Source organism: Microbacterium sp. BDGP8 (assembly GCF_029991045.1).
In the GTDB taxonomy this organism is placed as follows: Bacteria; Actinomycetota; Actinomycetes; order Actinomycetales; family Microbacteriaceae; genus Microbacterium; species Microbacterium plantarum.
Window position 1 is genome coordinate 1,585,676 of the sequence record NZ_CP120712.1, and the last position, 15,928, is coordinate 1,601,603.

At 69.1% G+C, this 15,928-nt stretch carries 21 protein-coding genes; 19 read left to right on the forward strand and 2 right to left on the reverse strand.

Annotated features, from left to right (window positions below; all coding sequences use genetic code 11):
- Positions 1–7: 7 nt before the first annotated feature.
- Positions 8–790, reverse strand: coding sequence for a type I methionyl aminopeptidase (gene map / locus P6897_RS07680; RefSeq protein ID WP_112614490.1), 783 nt, complete (start codon positions 788–790; stop codon positions 8–10).
- A gap of 52 nt (positions 791–842) precedes the next feature.
- Here map and P6897_RS07685 point away from each other — a divergent pair, with 52 nt between their 5' ends.
- From P6897_RS07685 to P6897_RS07730, 10 genes are all read left to right on the forward strand, one after another.
- A complete protein-coding gene (locus tag P6897_RS07685; protein WP_114589340.1) occupies positions 843–1,337 on the forward strand; it encodes an MFS transporter permease in 495 nt (164 codons plus the stop codon).
- 155 nt (positions 1,338–1,492) lie between these two features.
- Positions 1,493–1,840 (forward strand): 50S ribosomal protein L19, encoded by a 348-nt coding sequence (rplS, locus tag P6897_RS07690; RefSeq protein WP_023950969.1) that lies wholly within the window; start codon positions 1,493–1,495, stop codon positions 1,838–1,840.
- A 141-nt stretch (positions 1,841–1,981) separates the two neighbouring features.
- On the forward strand, positions 1,982–2,725 hold the full coding sequence (lepB, locus tag P6897_RS07695; RefSeq protein WP_114589341.1) for a signal peptidase I: 744 nt from the start codon (positions 1,982–1,984) through the stop codon (positions 2,723–2,725).
- Entirely contained in the window at positions 2,722–3,381 is a 660-nt protein-coding gene (locus P6897_RS07700) for a ribonuclease HII (protein ID WP_112614496.1), read from the forward strand. Before lepB ends, P6897_RS07700 begins: the two co-directional genes overlap by 4 nt.
- A 63-nt stretch (positions 3,382–3,444) precedes the next feature.
- Entirely contained in the window at positions 3,445–3,768 is a 324-nt protein-coding gene (locus P6897_RS07705) for a DUF2469 family protein (RefSeq protein ID WP_023950963.1), read from the forward strand.
- A 90-nt stretch (positions 3,769–3,858) separates the two neighbouring features.
- Positions 3,859–4,221 carry a YraN family protein gene (locus P6897_RS07710; RefSeq protein WP_269266407.1) on the forward strand — a complete coding sequence of 121 codons (363 nt, stop codon included), beginning with the start codon at positions 3,859–3,861 and terminating at the stop codon, positions 4,219–4,221.
- The gene (locus tag P6897_RS07715; protein WP_274177809.1) at positions 4,218–5,765 is read left to right on the forward strand and encodes a YifB family Mg chelatase-like AAA ATPase; all 1,548 of its coding nucleotides are present in this window, start codon (positions 4,218–4,220) and stop codon (positions 5,763–5,765) included. The genes P6897_RS07710 and P6897_RS07715 overlap by 4 nt, the downstream gene beginning before the upstream one ends.
- On the forward strand, positions 5,762–6,943 hold the full coding sequence (dprA, locus tag P6897_RS07720) for a DNA-processing protein DprA (protein WP_274177810.1): 1,182 nt from the start codon (positions 5,762–5,764) through the stop codon (positions 6,941–6,943). The genes P6897_RS07715 and dprA overlap by 4 nt, the downstream gene beginning before the upstream one ends.
- Positions 6,944–7,001: 58 nt before the next feature.
- Positions 7,002–7,913, forward strand: coding sequence for a tyrosine recombinase XerC (locus P6897_RS07725; RefSeq protein WP_274177811.1), 912 nt, complete (start codon positions 7,002–7,004; stop codon positions 7,911–7,913).
- 68 nt (positions 7,914–7,981) lie between these two features.
- Complete coding sequence (locus P6897_RS07730) at positions 7,982–8,560, forward strand: DUF3060 domain-containing protein (protein ID WP_282502519.1); 579 nt, start codon at positions 7,982–7,984, stop codon at positions 8,558–8,560.
- A gap of 3 nt (positions 8,561–8,563) precedes the next feature.
- On the opposite strand, the gene P6897_RS07735 is transcribed toward P6897_RS07730, so the two are convergent.
- On the reverse strand, positions 8,564–9,067 hold the full coding sequence (locus P6897_RS07735; protein WP_282502520.1) for a M23 family metallopeptidase: 504 nt from the start codon (positions 9,065–9,067) through the stop codon (positions 8,564–8,566).
- 277 nt (positions 9,068–9,344) lie between these two features.
- Here P6897_RS07735 and rpsB point away from each other — a divergent pair, with 277 nt between their 5' ends.
- The 9 genes from rpsB (at position 9,345) to P6897_RS07780 (ending at position 15,928) form a co-directional block, all read left to right on the forward strand.
- Positions 9,345–10,241, forward strand: coding sequence for a 30S ribosomal protein S2 (gene rpsB / locus P6897_RS07740; protein ID WP_274177814.1), 897 nt, complete (start codon positions 9,345–9,347; stop codon positions 10,239–10,241).
- 105 nt (positions 10,242–10,346) lie between these two features.
- Positions 10,347–11,174 carry a translation elongation factor Ts gene (gene tsf, locus P6897_RS07745; protein WP_023950948.1) on the forward strand — a complete coding sequence of 276 codons (828 nt, stop codon included), beginning with the start codon at positions 10,347–10,349 and terminating at the stop codon, positions 11,172–11,174.
- An 87-nt stretch (positions 11,175–11,261) separates the two neighbouring features.
- Positions 11,262–11,981 carry a UMP kinase gene (gene pyrH / locus P6897_RS07750; RefSeq protein WP_114589348.1) on the forward strand — a complete coding sequence of 240 codons (720 nt, stop codon included), beginning with the start codon at positions 11,262–11,264 and terminating at the stop codon, positions 11,979–11,981.
- Between the two features lie 54 nt (positions 11,982–12,035).
- The gene (frr, locus tag P6897_RS07755) at positions 12,036–12,590 is read left to right on the forward strand and encodes a ribosome recycling factor (RefSeq protein ID WP_112614568.1); all 555 of its coding nucleotides are present in this window, start codon (positions 12,036–12,038) and stop codon (positions 12,588–12,590) included.
- 95 nt (positions 12,591–12,685) lie between these two features.
- The gene (locus P6897_RS07760) at positions 12,686–13,606 is read left to right on the forward strand and encodes a phosphatidate cytidylyltransferase (protein WP_282502521.1); all 921 of its coding nucleotides are present in this window, start codon (positions 12,686–12,688) and stop codon (positions 13,604–13,606) included.
- The gene (locus tag P6897_RS07765; RefSeq protein ID WP_274177816.1) at positions 13,603–14,172 is read left to right on the forward strand and encodes a DivIVA domain-containing protein; all 570 of its coding nucleotides are present in this window, start codon (positions 13,603–13,605) and stop codon (positions 14,170–14,172) included. The genes P6897_RS07760 and P6897_RS07765 overlap by 4 nt, the downstream gene beginning before the upstream one ends.
- Before the next feature lie 141 nt (positions 14,173–14,313).
- Positions 14,314–14,898, forward strand: a complete 585-nt coding sequence (locus P6897_RS07770; protein ID WP_240309840.1) for a transglycosylase SLT domain-containing protein — start codon at positions 14,314–14,316, stop codon at positions 14,896–14,898.
- A gap of 11 nt (positions 14,899–14,909) precedes the next feature.
- Positions 14,910–15,191 carry a hypothetical protein gene (locus tag P6897_RS07775; RefSeq protein ID WP_274177817.1) on the forward strand — a complete coding sequence of 94 codons (282 nt, stop codon included), beginning with the start codon at positions 14,910–14,912 and terminating at the stop codon, positions 15,189–15,191.
- Positions 15,188–15,928, forward strand: a complete 741-nt coding sequence (locus P6897_RS07780; RefSeq protein WP_274177818.1) for an alpha/beta fold hydrolase — start codon at positions 15,188–15,190, stop codon at positions 15,926–15,928. Before P6897_RS07775 ends, P6897_RS07780 begins: the two co-directional genes overlap by 4 nt.

Here is a 15,928-nt window from a genome sequence, read left to right on the forward strand (position 1 = left end):
GCACACGTCAGTCGACGCCGAGGAACGACCGGTCGGTGAGGATGACCGGACCGTCCGCAGTGATGGCCACGGTGTGCTCGGAGTGCGCACCGCGGGACCCGTCGGCGCTGCGGAGGGTCCATCCGTCGGCATCCGTGACCAGCTTGTCGGTGCTCTGCAGGAACCAGGGCTCGAGCGCGACCACGAGGCCGGCGCGCAGCGGGTAGCCGCGGCCGGGCTTGCCGTCGTTGGGGACGTGCGGGTCGCCGTGCATCTCCCGGCCGACGCCGTGGCCGCCGAAGTCGGTGTTGATCGACAGCCCGTCGGCCCGGGCGACCGTCGCGACGGCGTGCGAGATGTCGCCGATCTTGTTGCCGACCACGGCGGCTCCGATTGCTGCATCGAGAGCGCGCTCGGTGGTGTCGATGAGGGCGAGATCTTCGTCTCGCGGCGTTCCCACGACGAACGACACGGCCGAGTCGGCCACCCAGCCGTCGACCGAGACCGCGAAGTCGAGCGTGACGAGATCGCCGTCGCGCAAGGCGTAGTCGTGGGGGAGCCCGTGCAGGACCGCGTCGTTGATCGACGTGCAGATCACTTTGCCGAACGGGCTGGCTCCGAACGACGGGTGGTAGTCGATGTAGCAGGATTCAGCGCCGGCGCGGCGGATGAGCTCGTGCGCGCGCCGATCGATCGCGAGGAGGTTCGTGCCGACCTTCGTCTCGTCTCGAAGGGTCGCCAGCGTCTCGGCCACGAAGCGTCCCGCGGGACGCATCGCTTCGATCTCGGCAGGGGTGCGCAGCTCGATCATCGTGATCCTCTCTTCAGCTTCTATCCTGCCGGACCGGCGTAGCATCGGGAGCATGTGGCTGCGACGCGCGCTCTTCCATTGGCTCCTTCCCGCGGCCCTGGCGCTGCCGCTGTGGCTCGTCGTGGGCTGGGCGATCTCGGGTGCGAGCGGCTGGGTGTTCCTTTGGGTCCTGTTCATCGCGGTCCCGGCGGTGCTGATCGGTCAGCTCGTGACGACACTGCTGGTGCGGGCACGCGGCACCGTTCGGCACTCGCGGATGCTGTCGTGGTGGGACGTCCTCGTGTTCACGGTGTGGCACGCGCTCATCATCGTCATCGGGTTCTACCCCGAGGGCGCCTTCTGGCCGCTGCTCTTCGCCGCGGTCGCGGCGTTCCTCGCCGTCTTCTGGGTGTCGCTCTGGCAGCTCTTCCGGGAAGCGCGGCCCGTCTCGCTGTTCTCCGTCGCCACGGATCCGGCGTACCTGCGTGAAGCGATGCGACCGACGTCCGAACGACGTGCCGACGAGAAGGTCGTGATCATCGAAGAGGTCCGGCGCAGCGACGGCTGACGTTTTGGTCAGCAGGGCCCGGCATGGCAGAATGAACGCTTGTGCCCTGATAGATCTCTGCCTCAGGGGAGCGGCGCCCGGCGGGCGCCCGGGGCACCGCATCCTTATTCAACTCTCTCGTGGTCGACCTGAGGCGGTCGCAGGAAGAACAGATCATGCAGATCCTCGACTCCGTCGACGCAGCATCGCTGCGCAGCGACATCCCCGCATTCGCCCCCGGCGACACCGTCAAGGTGCACGTCAACATCACCGAGGGCAACCGCTCGCGTATCCAGGTCTTCCAGGGCGTCGTCATCGGCCGCTCGGGCGACGGCGTGCGCGAGACCTTCACCGTCCGGAAGATCAGCTTCCAGGTCGGCGTCGAGCGTACGTTCCCCGTCCACAGCCCCGTGATCGACCACATCGAGGTCGTCACGCGCGGTGACGTCCGTCGCGCGAAGCTGTACTACCTGCGCAACCTGCGCGGCAAGAAGGCGAAGATCAAGGAGAAGCGCGACCGCTGATCGCAGCGACGCATTCTCTGGATGCCCCGGGCTCAGGCTCGGGGCATCCGTCGTCTCCGCTGCGCGGTGACCGGCGATGGTCGCGGAATGTGCGACCCTGGGTAGGGCTCCCCGGCGGGCGAGTCGGATGAGAGGCGATGAATGACCACCGATGACCTTGCCGCGCAGGCGCCGAAGCCCGCGCGTTCACGATCACGTCGCCTCGGCCTGCTTCTTCGCGACATCCTCGTGATCGTCGCCATCGCTCTCGCGGTGTCGTTTCTGGTCAAGACTTTCCTCGTCCGTTCGTTCTACATCCCATCCGGATCCATGGAACGGACGCTGCTGAAGGACGACCGGATCCTCGTCGACCAGCTCACGCCCCGGTTCGGCGGCTACGCGCGGGGTGACGTCGTCGTCTTCCGCGATCCCGGAGGGTGGCTGCCTCCCACCGTCGAGCAGGCCCGTCCGCCGCTCGTCGAGGGCATGGACTGGGTGCTCTCCGTCGTCGGACTGTCGGCTCCCGACAGCAAGGACCACCTCATCAAGCGGATCATCGGGATGCCGGGTGACCATGTCGTGTGCTGCAACGCCGTCGGCCAGATCACGGTGAACGACGTTCCCATCGACGAATCCTCGTACGTCTCGCTCGCGGACGGCCAGTCGGCCCCGCAAGAGGTTCCGTTCGACGTGACGGTGCCCGAGAACTCGCTCTGGGTGCTCGGCGACAACCGTGATCACTCGCGGGACTCGCGCTACAACCGCGACCAGCCCTCGCAGGGCTTCGTCCCGCTCGACAACGTCGTGGGACGAGCTTTCCTCATCACCTGGCCCCTCGACCGCTTCGGCCTCATCGACTTCCACCACGACGTCTTCGCGGGGGTCCCCGCGCCCGAAGGACGATGACCGTCGTCGCGCCCCGGCTGACCGTCGAACGGCGGCTGCTGCGCGAGTACGAGTTCGTCATCGCTCTCGACGAGGTCGGGCGGGGCGCGTTGGCGGGCCCGGTGTCGGTCGGTGCCGCCGTGCTCGACGCACGCTGCGCGCGTCGTCGCGTTCCCGAGGGGCTTCGTGACTCGAAGCTCGTGACCGAGCTTCGCCGACCAGAGCTGGCGCTGCGAGCAGCCGACTGGGTCGTGGCCTCGGCGGTGGGGTCGGCCACGCCGGGTGAGATCGACGAGATGGGGATCATGCGGGCGCTCGGCCTGGCCGCTGTTCGCGCGATCCAGGGTCTCGGCGTCGCGGATCCCTTCGCTGCTGAGACCGTCGTCATCCTGGACGGCAATCACGACTATGTCAGTCCGATGGCCGGACCGGGCATGACGGTGCGGACGATCATCAAGGCGGACCGTGACTGCGCCAGTGCCGCGGCGGCGTCGGTCATCGCGAAGGTGGCGCGCGATGCCCACATGACCGAGCTGCACGACGAGACGCCGATGTACGAGTGGGCACGGAACAAGGGTTACGCCAGCGCGCTCCACCGGGCCGCGATCCGGGAGCACGGGCTGTCACGGCATCACCGGGCGTCCTGGGCGATCGCCGACGCGCCGACGCTGTTCTGACTTCGGTGGGCGGGGTCGCGGGGACGAGAACGCCGTGCTGCCGCCGCCTAGGATGGAAGCACCATGGATGACGAAGTCTTCGAAGACTATGACCGCGAGCTGGAGTTGGCGCTCTACAAGGAGTACCGCGACGTCGTGTCGCAGTTCCAGTACGTGATCGAGACCGAGCGTCGCTTCTACCTCGCGAACGACGTCAACGTCGTTCGGCGCGACACCGAGCACGACTTCTACTTCGAGCTGACGATGAACGACGTGTGGGTCTGGGACATCTATCGCGCCGACCGTTTCGTGAAGTCCGTGCGTGTACTGACGTTCAAGGACGTCAACGTCGAGGAGCTCCAGCGCCGCGACTTCGAGCTCCCCGACGAGCTCTCGCTCGACAGCTGACGCTCCTCCCCAGGACCGTCGTCGAGCCGGTTCTGCACGGCCGCGCAGCCGTGACCCCGGGGCCGTCGGCCGCCGCGCGAGAGTGCTCATATGGCAGCGAAAGACGACCGGGGCCGCGCCGGTGAAGAGCGGGCCGCGCGGCACCTGACCCGCCTCGGGTACGACATCCTGGATCGAAACTGGCGCGATCGGCAGGGCGAGATCGACATCGTCGCCGTATCGCGCGACGAACTCGTCATCGTCGAGGTCAAGACCCGGCGGACCGCGGCGTACGGGCATCCGTTCGAGGCGGTGGACGAACGCAAGAAGGACCGGTTGTGGCGGCTCGCCTGCGCCTGGATCGCCGCGCACCCGGGGGAGGTGCGCGGTCGCCGGATCCGTCTCGACGTCATCGGTATCACCGGCGACGACGTCGATACGGCGGTGCTCGAGCACGTCGAGGACCTGCGGTGAGCCTCGGGCGTACCTGGGCGGTCTCACTCACCGGGCTCGCCGGTGACCTCGTGGAAGTCGAGGCCGACCTGTCGAACCAGACGCCCGCGTTCCGCATCGTCGGACTCGCCGACCGAGCCCTCGCCGAGGCACAGCAGCGGGTGCACAACGCCTGTCAGAACAGCGGGCTGCCGCTGTCACGACGTCGTGTGACGGTCAATCTCTCACCGGCGAGCCTTCCGAAGCAGGGAGCTGGCTTCGATGTCGCCATCGCCGTCGCGGCGCTCGCGACGGAGCTCCCGATGGACCCGACGTCGCTCGCCGACACCGTCCACATCGGCGAGCTGGGCCTCGACGGGCGGCTGCGGCCGGTACCGGGAGTTCTCCCCGCAGTCATCGCCGCAGCGCGCGCGGGGAAGCGGACGGTCATCGTCCCCGAGGCCTGCCGAGCAGAAGCCGCTCTCGTCGACGGGGTCCGCGTCGTCGGATGCCGCACCCTCGCGGGCGTCGCGCGCTGGCACGGGCTCGAGATCGACAGTGATGACGAGGCGGTACCCGAGGTGCCGGTTCCCGCCGATGATGGGGAGCATGACGGCGACGGGCTGCCTGTCGACGATCTCTCGGACATCCGAGGGCAGGAGGAGGCGATCGATGCGCTCGTCGTCGCGGCGGCCGGCGGCCACCATCTGCTCATGAGCGGTCCGCCCGGTGCCGGGAAGACCATGCTTGCACGTCGCCTGCCGGGGATCCTGCCCCCGCTCGACGACGAGACCGCGCTGCAAGTCGCATCGATTCGCTCGCTGTCGGGCACCGTCGTCGACAGCCTGAGCAGAGTTCCTCCGTTCGAGGCGCCGCATCACAGCGTGAGCGTCGCGGCGCTGGTGGGCGGTGGCAGCAGGTCGCTGCGACCGGGGGCGATCGCTCGGGCGAGCGGGGGCGTCCTGTTTCTCGACGAGGCCGGTGAGTACAGCGCGCACGCGCTGGACTCTCTTCGTCAGCCACTCGAGGCGGGGTCGATCGACATCCACCGGGCGGGATTCCGGGCAACTCTGCCGGCGAGGTTCCAGCTGGTGCTGGCCACGAACCCCTGCCCGTGCGGACAATACGGCGTCCGTGGCGGCAATTGCTCGTGCCCATCCCTCGCGATCCGCCGCTATCTCGGCCGGCTCTCGGGCCCGCTGCTGGACCGCATCGACATCGAGCTCTCGCTTTCGCGGGTGTCGCTCGCCGACCTGACGGCGCGCGGTCCTGCGCAGACGACGACGGCGACCGCGCGCGAGCAGGTCGCGGCCGCGCGGTCGCGTGCCGCTCTGCGATTGGCGGAGACCCCGTGGCGATCGAACGCCGCTGTCTCGGGCGCGTGGCTGCGGGATGGACCGCTCGCTCCCGAACCGCGCGTTCGTGCTCCGCTCGACGCGGCTCTCCAGCGCGGAGCGCTCACCCTGCGTGGCTACGACCGGGTGTTGCGGGTGGCATGGTCGGTGGCCGACCTCGCGGGTCGCGAGCGGCTGACCGCGGGTGACGTCGGGCGCGCGCTGTTCCTGAAGAAGGGGCTCCAGCAGTGAGCGACGACGAGGTGCGCAGTGCGTTGGCGGGGCTCGTGCCCGCGGACGGCCTCGTGGATCCCGAGAGCGGTCGCGAGCGCTGGGGGCGAGCCCGATGGTCGGTGCTGGCCGAGCCCGGAGACGGCATCGCCGGGCTCGCAATACAGCGGCTGGGGGCGTTCCGCGCCCTCGAGTGCGCGCTGCGAGACGACACACCCCCGGCGGAGCTCGGCCTCGAGGTGCGGGACTGGCGCCGCGCCTGTGCCCGGTGGCGTCCGCGGCAGGACGACCACTCCTACGCGATCGAGCGGGCGAAGCGGGTCGGGGTACGGCTCATCGTGCCGGGTGATCCCGCCTGGCCGGAGAGGGTCGAGGAACTCGGCATCCATGCCCCGGTCGCGCTGTGGGCCAGAGGACGGGCAGACGCTCTCGCGGCGCCAGCTGCGGCGGTTGCGCTCGTCGGAGCGCGCGCGGCGACCGCGTACGGTGTGCAGGTCGCGGGGGAGATCGCGGGAGAACTGGGCGTCGCGGGGGTGACGATCGTGTCCGGGGCCGCCGTCGGGATCGACGCTGCGGCGCATCGAGCCTGCCTCGCGGTCGGCGGCAGCACGATCGCCGTGCTCGCGGGGGGCGTCGATAAGGCGTACCCGTCGGGCCATGCCGGCCTGCTGACGGAGGTGTCGCGCCGTGGTGTGGTCGTGAGCGAGGTGCCGTGCGGCACGGCGCCGACAAAGTGGCGTTTTCTGCAGCGCAATCGGGTCATCGCCGCGCTCTCCGATGCCACCGTGGTGGTCGAGGCGGGGTGGCGGTCGGGTTCGTTGAACACCGCGGGCCACGCAGCGGCGCTCGGGCGGGCCCTCGGTGCGGTACCGGGGCCGGTCACCTCTGCGGCGTCGGCAGGATGCCACCGGATCCTCCGCGAGTACGACGGTCGGTGCATCACGAGCGCGGACGACGTCCGGGAGTTGCTCGGGTGGTCGAAGGAGCCCGGGCCTCCCGCGGCTCTCGACAGCGACGGCCGTACGGACGATGCGACGAGGGTGCTCGACGCGCTGAGCACACGAGCGCCCCGGGATGTCGCAGAGATCGCTCGGCGCTCCGGCGTGGCCGGCGAGGAAGTGAGCGCCTGGCTGGGACTCCTGGAGCTCGATGGTCGAGTCGTGTCCGACGAACGCGGGTGGCGTCGAGCGGGCAGTTGACGGCTGGCGTCCCGCGAGCCTGGCCCGGCGGTGCCTGCGGATCGGTCATGCTGGCTGCATGCTCATCTCGGAGGCGGCGGACGCGTACGCAGACCACCTGCTGCGCGTCCGCAGGCTCTCTGAGAACACCGTCCGCGCCTACCGCAATGACCTCGCCGATCTGGCTGCGGCGTCGGGCGACATCGAGCTCGAAGAGGTGGACATCGAGGTGCTCCGCGATTGGGTCTGGCGCGCGAGTGAGCGGGGCGAGGCGCGGTCCACCCTCGCTCGCCGTACCGCGACCGCCCGGGGCTTCTTCGCGTGGGCGACCGAGCGCGGCGCGATCGCCAGCGACCCCGCCCTCCGCCTGGCGTCACCGAAGCGGGCGCGGACCCTGCCCAAAGTCGCGACCGCTCAGACGGTGGCATCCGTCCTCGACGATCTGCGGGCGCGGGCGGCCGACGGAGATCCGGTTCTCCTCCGCGACCACGCGATCCTCGAAGCGCTGTACGCGACCGGCATCCGCGTGTCCGAACTATGCGGACTGGACCTCGACGACATCGACAGCGAACGCCGCACGGCACGTGTCATGGGCAAGGGCGATAAGGACCGGGTCGTTCCCGTAGGCGGTCCGGCATTCGACGCCGTGCAGGCTTACCTGGTCCGCGGGCGTCCGGTGCTCGCGGCGCGCGCCGCAGGCCGAGCAGAAGCCGCGCGTGCAGTGTTCCTCGGGTCGCGCGGTGGTCGGCTGACGGCGCGCGCCGTATACGCGACGGTCTCGGAGAAGCTCGGCCCCGCACTCGGGGTGGATGCCGTCGGGCCGCACACTCTGCGGCATTCCGCCGCGACCCATCTGCTGGATGGCGGTGCCGACCTGCGGGCCGTTCAGGAGATCCTCGGGCACGCGAGCCTCGGCACGACGCAGATCTACACGCACGTCTCGGGGGAACGGCTCGCCGCCGCCTATCGACAAGCGCATCCGCGCGCATGATGGTGCGCTGGCCCTCCGCCGTCGTAGCGTTGGGAGAGCGCACGGAGGAGCACGAAGAGGGGGCACGCATGAGAAGAGTTGCTGCAGCGATCGGCGCGACCGTGCTCGTCGGGATGCTCGCTTCATGCGCGCCGGTGGCGTCGAACGAGCCCGACCGGATCGTCCGGCCTACGGCGCCGCAGACCTCGGCGGCTCCCTCGGCCTCGCCCGCCGCGACGCCGGAAGCATCATCCGACGCGACGGTTCCGGCGGTGCCGGGGCCGAACGACCCCGCGTGCATCGACGGCGTCGTCGCGATCCGCGGGACCGACCTCGACCTCGTTTTCGCCGGCGAGTGCGACGTGGTCCGCATCGAGGGTGCTTCGCTCGACGTCGACCTCGAGCGAGCGCGCGTCGGAAACGTCCTCGCGAGTGGTGATCGCATCGAGATCGACCTCGGCTCGGTCGACTCGCTCGAGATCACGGGGCAATCCGCCGATGTGGATGCCGTCAGGGTCGGCGCCCTCACCATCGCAGGAGACCGCAACTCCGTCGACGCCGACGAGGTCGGCACCGTATCGGTATCGGGCAACGACAACCACGTCGACGCGGATCGCCTGGGAGCGGTCACCCAGAGCGGTGACCGCAACACGATCGGGAACGACTGACGCTCAGCAGCACGGCAACAGGATCGGCCTGGTGAGGCCACCCATCATCAGGAGCGGGTTGATGTACTCACCGTTGCGCCGCACTCCGAAGTGGATCGTGCCGTCGCCGGTATGGCCGCCGGGCGCCACGGTTCCCACCGGCTCCCCTCGGCCGACCGCCGTCCCCGTCTGCAGGCCCGTGTCGACCGGCTCGAGACTGGTCACCACCCCGTCGCCGTGGTCGATCGTCACGACGGGGCGGCCGGCGACGGGCCCCGCGAACGCGATGACACCGTTCGCCGGCGCGACGACCTCGCCCTCGCCCCCGTTGGCGAGGTCAACCCCTCGATGCCCGGGAGCGTACTCATGTGCCGGAGCTTCGAAGGCTCGCGCGACGGCGGCTCCGCGCAGCGGCATGGTCCAGCCGGGTGAAGGACGCGGCTCACCACCTGGCGCGACGGCGTCGGGAAGAAACGTGCTCACGATGAGGAGCGCTGCTGCGAGCAGGGCGGCCGGGGAACGGGTCACGAGTCGAGTCTCGAGACCTGTTCGTTCGCCGCAGCGACGTCGGCCGCGACACGTGAGCAACCCGTTCGCACGCAGCGTCGGGGAGGAGCGGCTCACTGCTACACTGATCACCGCACCTCGCTCGTCGAGGTGACTACGCGTGCCCTGAGCGATCGGTTCCCGATCGTGGCGCATCTTCCCCAGGTCTCCCGCTCCGGCGGCGAGCGGAAGTGTGTCGGGCGCCAGGAGTACCGGGCCGTCGGTCCGGCGAATCAACCGAAACAGAAGGAGAACGGCCATGGCCGTCGTCACCATTCGCCAGCTGCTCGACAGCGGCGTCCACTTCGGGCACCAGACCCGCCGCTGGAACCCGAAAGTCAAGCGCTTCATCCTCACCGAGCGCTCGGGCATCCACATCATCGACCTGCAGCAGTCGCTGTCGTACATCGACCGTGCCTACGAGTACGTCAAGGAGACGGTTGCGCACGGCGGCACCATCCTCTTCGTCGGCACCAAGAAGCAGGCGCAGGAGGTCATCGCCGAGCAGGCGACCCGCGTGGGTCAGCCCTACGTGAACCAGCGCTGGCTCGGTGGTCTGCTGACCAACTTCCAGACGGTCTCGAAGCGCCTCGCCCGCATGAAGGAGCTCGAGGAGCTCGACTTCGAGAACCCCGCGGCCAGCGGCTTCACGAAGAAGGAGCTGCTGCTCAAGAAACGCGAGCTCGACAAGCTGCACAAGTCGCTCGGCGGTATCCGCAACCTGCAGAAGACCCCGTCGGCCATCTGGGTCGTCGACGCCAAGCGCGAGCACCTCGCGATCGATGAGGCCAAGAAGCTCGGCATCCCCGTGATCGGCATCCTCGACACGAACGCCGACCCCGACGAGTTCCAGTACCCGATCCCCGGTAACGACGACGCGATCCGTTCGGTGAGCCTGCTCACGCGCATCGTCGCCGACGCTGCTGCCGAGGGCCTCATCCAGCGCCACCAGCCGTCCGACGAGTCGGCCGAGGCCGAGCCCCTCGCCGACTGGGAGCGCGAGCTGCTCGAGAGCGCTCCTGCAGAGACCGCTGCCGCCGAGAACGCCCCGGTCGAGGGCGCTGACGCTGAGGTCGCCGCGACGGAGACGCCCGCCGACGAGGCCGGTGCCGAGGCGCAGGCCGAGGCCGTCGCCACCGAGGCCACCGAGAAGTAATCAGCGCGTCTTCCTGACCCGCTACGATCGGCGCGGCCGCGGCTGAGCCCGGCCGCGCCGATCGGCATCCACGAGATTTCACACAGACAGAAGGAGCCGCCACTCATGGCAAACTTCACCATCGCCGACATCAAGGCTCTGCGCGAGCAGCTCGGCACCGGAATGGTCGACACCAAGAAGGCCCTCGAAGAGGCCGACGGCGACGTCGAGAAGGCCGTCGAGATCCTCCGCCTCAAGGGGGCGAAGGGCAACGCGAAGCGTGCCGACCGCTCCACGAGCGAGGGCCTCGTCGTCGCGCGTGAGCAGGACGGGAAGGTCACCCTCGTCGAGCTCGCATGCGAGACCGACTTCGTCGCGAAGAACGACCGTTTCATCGCTCTGGCCGATAAGGTCGCAGACGCGGCCGCCGCGGCATCCGCCGACTCGGTCGAGGCCGCCCTCGCCGCAGACGCGTCGGGCCAGACGATCGAGCAGCTCATCAACGATGAGGCCGCCATCATCGGCGAGAAGGTCGAGCTGCGTCGCGTGCGCACGCTGACCGGCGACGCGTTCGAGATCTACCTGCACAAGACGAGCAAGGACCTGCCCCCGCAGATCGGCGTCGTCGTGGCGTACTCGGGCTCGGACGCGGAGACCGCCCGCTCGATCGCGCAGCACATCTCGTTCGCGAACCCCAGCTACCTGTCGCGCGAGGACGTTCCCGAGGCCGACGTCGAGAAGGAGCGCGAGATCGTCACCGAGATCTCCCGCAACGAGGGCAAGCCCGAGGCCGCCCTTCCCAAGATCGTCGAGGGCCGCGTGGGTGCGTTCTTCAAGCAGGTCGCCCTCCTCGACCAGGACTACGCGAAGGACAACAAGCTGTCCGTCGCGCAGGTCGCGAAGGACGCCGGCATCACCATCACCGACTTCGCTCGGTTCAAGGTCGGCGCGTAACAGCCCGAAAGGCCCGCATCTTCGGATGCGGGCCTTTTCCATGCCCATCCGGGCGATACTCTGCAACACAGCGATGAGAGGGACACGATGAACGATGAGAAGACCGGGCGCCGTCGCGTCCTGCTGAAGCTGTCGGGCGAGGCATTCGGTGGCGGCCAGCTGGGCGTGAACCCGGATGTCGTCGGGCAGATCGCCCGCGAGATCGCTGAGGCCGCCGACCGGGTGGAGGTCGCCATCGTCGTCGGCGGCGGGAACTTCTTCCGAGGCGCAGAGCTGAGCCAGCGCGGGATGGACCGCGGTCGCGCCGACTACATGGGCATGCTCGGCACCGTGATGAACGCCCTCGCATTGCAGGACTTCCTTGAGCAGGCCGGCGCCGCAACGCGCGTGCAGTCGGCCATCTCGATGACGCAGGTCGCTGAGCCGTACATTCCCCGTCGCGCGGAGCGCCACATGGAGAAGGGTCGCGTCGTCATCTTCGGCGCCGGCGCCGGTCTGCCCTACTTCTCCACCGACACGGTGGCGGCGCAGCGCGCCCTCGAGATCAAGGCCGATGAGGTCCTGGTGGCCAAGAACGGTGTCGACGCGGTCTACACGGCCGACCCGAAGAAGGACCCCACGGCGGAGAGGATCGAGCAGATCACCTACGGCGAGGCGCTGCAGCAGGGGCTCAAGGTCGTGGACTCCACCGCATTCAGCCTGTGCATGGACAATGGCATCGACATGCGCGTCTTCGGCATGGAGCCGGCGGGGAACGTCACGCGCGCACTGCTGGGCGAGCGCATCGGCACGCTCGTCACCGTCTGAGCCCCGCCCGCCTGCAGACTAGACTTGACCGGACGTACCGACGAATGGAGTGACGTGATCCCCGAGATCCTCGCTGACACGAAAGCCCGCATGGAACGCGCCGTCGAGGCGGCCAAGGAGGACTTCTCCACCGTGCGCACGGGGCGCGCCAACACGGCGCTGTTCCAGAAGATCCTCGTCGACTACTACGGGTCGCCGACTCCGCTCGCGCAGCTCGCGTCGCTCAACAACCCCGAGGCCCGCACGATCATCGTCACGCCGTACGACAAGTCGGCGCTCAAGGCGATCGAGCAGGCGATCCGCGACACCCCCAACCTCGGCGTGAACCCGACGAACGACGGCAACATCGTGCGCGTCACCATGCCCGAGCTCACGGAGGAGCGCCGCAAGGAGTACGTCAAGCTCGTCCGTTCGAAGGGCGAGGACCACAAGGTCCACCTGCGCGGCATCCGGCGGAAGTCCAAGGACGAGCTCGATGGTCTCAAGAGCGAGGTCGGCGAGGACGAGCTGGTGCGTGCGGAGAAGGAACTCGACGGTCTCACGCGTGCACACGTCGACCTCATCGACGACGCGCTCAAGCGCAAAGAGGCCGAGCTTCTCGAGGTCTGAGACCGATGAGCGCACCCGGCGACGACGCCCCGTCTCGATCCGAGCGGGAGCGGTCCCGTTCGCGCGAGCACGGTGATTCGGCGTTTCAGAATCAGGTGCGTGCCGCGCGAACGGAGTTCGAACAGCACATCGGCCGAGCTCGGGCCGACTTCGAGCAGGCGAACGAGCGCATCAACGCGCGGACCGGACGCAATCTCTTCGTCGCGATCCTGATCGGGGTCGCCATCGGCGTCGTCGTGATCGGGTCGCTCATCTTCGTGAAGTGGGTGTTCGTCCTCTTTGCGATCCCCGTCGCGCTGCTCGGCGTCTTCGAGTTCGTCCGAGCCCTGCAGGCCGCGGGACGACGCGTGGACGTCGCACCACAGCTGGTCGCCGGCGCCGCGGTGCTGGCGGCGGGCTTCCTCCTCGATGCCGGCACGCACTGGGTCGTTGTCTTCGCCGCCGGGGTCACGGTGATCGTCTGGCGGTTGATGGCGCAGATGGTGAGCGGCGAGAGCCGTCGCTACGGCCAGGTGCTCAGCGACGTGCTCATCAGCGGGTTCGTTCAGCTCTACGTCCCGTTCCTCGGAAGCCTGCTGCTCATCCTCCTGCGCGAGGACGGCGGAGAGTTCTGGGTCCTCGCGATGATCGCCGTCGTGGTGGGCGCGGACACCGGCGCGTATGCCGCTGGGCTCGCCTTCGGCAAGCATCCGATGGCCCCGCGAATCAGCCCGAAGAAGACCTGGGAGGGTTTCGCAGGCGCGGGCGTGGTGGCGATGCTCGTCGCTGTCGGGTTCGCCTGGCTGCTTCTCGGACTCCCGGCGTGGACCGGCGTCATCATCGGTATCGTCATCCTCGGTTCCGCCACGGTCGGCGATCTGGCTGAGTCGATGATCAAGCGTGATCTCGGCATCAAAGACATGAGCTCGTGGCTGCCGGGCCACGGGGGAGTGCTCGACCGACTCGACTCGATCCTGCCGTCCACCGTCGTGGCGCTCGTCCTCTTCCACGCTCTGTCCCCTCTGGTGATGTCATGACCTCGACCGATACCTCCCTTTCCACGAGCCCGTTCCCCGAGGTGCAGGGACGAGCCAAGGGATACGACCGAGCCGCTGTGGATGCCTTCCTGCGGCGCGCTCGCGAAGCGTTCGAGGCGTCCGAGGAGGACGACCTCGACTCCGCCGCGATTCGCGCGACCGCCTTCCCGCTCGTGCGCGGCGGGTATGCCGTCGCCCCCGTCGACGCCGCGATCGGACGGATCGAGGACGCATTCGCGGCGCGCGAGCGGGAACGTGCCCTGTCACGTGCGGGCGCCCGCGCCTGGGTCGGCCGCTCACGCAATCTCGCCCAGGAGATCCTCGACCGGCTGTCGCGTCCCGAGCGGCGGAGATTCGATCGTGTGGGTGTGCTGTCGTACGGCTATCGCATGGACGAGGTCGACCTCGTGGCGCACCGCATCGCCCGTTACCTCGAATCGGGTGAACCGCTCACCGTCGAGCAGGTGCGATCGGTCGCGTTCCGCATGCAGCGCGGAGGCTACCGCGAAGCGCAGGTCGATGCGGTTCTCGACGGCGTGGTGTCGGTGATTCTCGCCATTGGGTGAGTCTGATGGAGAGAAGCTGCACGCCTCGCTAAACTCGAGGGCATTGTGACTTCCCGCTCGACTGTCTCCCGGCGCACGACGCGCGTCCCGGCTCGTCGCCGGAGCACGCCGGTCTCCGCGCGCTGGTCGCGACGTCGCGGTGTGTCCTCCGTCTTCGCCGCGGTCGCTGCGCTCGGTATGGCGGGCGGCGCTCTGGCACCGCTCGGCACCGCACTCGCGGTCGCCCAGGAGAAGCCCGTCGAAGTCGTCTCGCTGTGGGCCGAGTCGCGCGGCGACGCGCAGGCGCTGTCCGGTGACGGAACGGCGACGACGCCCGCTCAGCTCGATCGCAGCGGCTTCACCGTGTACGTCGCTCCCAAGCCGACGCCGACCCCCACCCCGACCCCCACCCCGGTGGAAGGCGAGAGCACCGGGACGTCGCGCGCAGCGCCGGTCCTGTACTCCGGCGGGGGATCTTCCGCCGACTGGCTGAGCGCCGCCGGCATCCCGGAGAGCGACTGGGGCTACGTCGACTACATCGTGTCGCGCGAGAGCAGCTGGAACCCGAACGCGACGAACGCTTCGTCGGGGGCCTGCGGTCTCGTTCAGGCCTATCCCTGCAGCAAGGTGCCGGGCAGTGGGTACGACCCCGTCGACAACCTCACGTGGGCGAACGGCTACGCCGTCGGACGTTACGGCAGCTGGAGCGAGGCGTATGCCTTCTGGTCCAGCAACCACTGGTGGTGACTGCGCGCGTCATGCCCCGTTCCAACAGGCGACGGCCGGAACCGCGCGACGACTCGCTCGAGCGGCTGCTGAGCGGCTGGAAGCGCTCCGAGACGCGACGTGGCGTCGAATGGACCGTGCAGCCGGTGTCGGCCGCGCAATCGCAGAAGACCTATACCTGCCCGGGCTGCGGGCGTGACATCGCGCCCGCCACGGCGCATGTGGTCGCGTGGCGGGCGGACGGTGTCCTGGGCGACGCCGCGGACCTCGCCGCGCGTCGGCATTGGCATTCGGCATGTTGGAGGATCGCATGAGCTTCGAAATCCGTGGACCCGTTCAGCTCCCCGCACGTCGTGAGGACATCGAGCTCCGCACGCTCGACGAGCTGACCCTGGTCGGCGAGCTCGCGCTGCCACAGGATCGCGAACCGGTCGCGACGCTCGTCACCCTGCATCCGCTTCCGACGGCGGGCGGATTCATGGACTCGCACATCCTGCGCAAGGCGGCCGGGCGCCTCCCCGCCCTCGCCGACCTCGCCGTGCTGCGTTTCAACACCCGAGGAACGACATCGCCTCGGGGGACCAGCGAGGGGACGTTCGAGGGCGGTGTCGGCGAGGTGTTCGACGTCGCGGCGGCGATGGCGTTCGTGCGCGATCGGGGCCTGCCGCGTCCTTGGCTGGTCGGTTGGTCCTTCGGAACCGAGCTCGCCCTCAAATACGGGCGCGACCACGACATCGAGGGCGTCGTTCTCCTCTCGCCGCCGTTGCACCGGGCCACAGCCGACGAGGTCGCTGCCTGGGCAGGCGACGATCGACGAGTCGTCATCGTGGTGCCCGAGTTCGACGACTACCTCCGCCCGGACGAGGCGCGTCAGCGCTTCGCCTCGATCCCGCATGCGACGCTCATCGCCGTCGAGGGCGGCAAACACCTGTGGGTGGGGGAGAACCAGACCCGTCGGGTGCTCACCGAGATCGTCGCGGCCGTCAACCCCGACGCGCTGCCGCTCGCCGAAGAGTGGGACGACGATCACGCGGCGGACGACGCCTCCTGA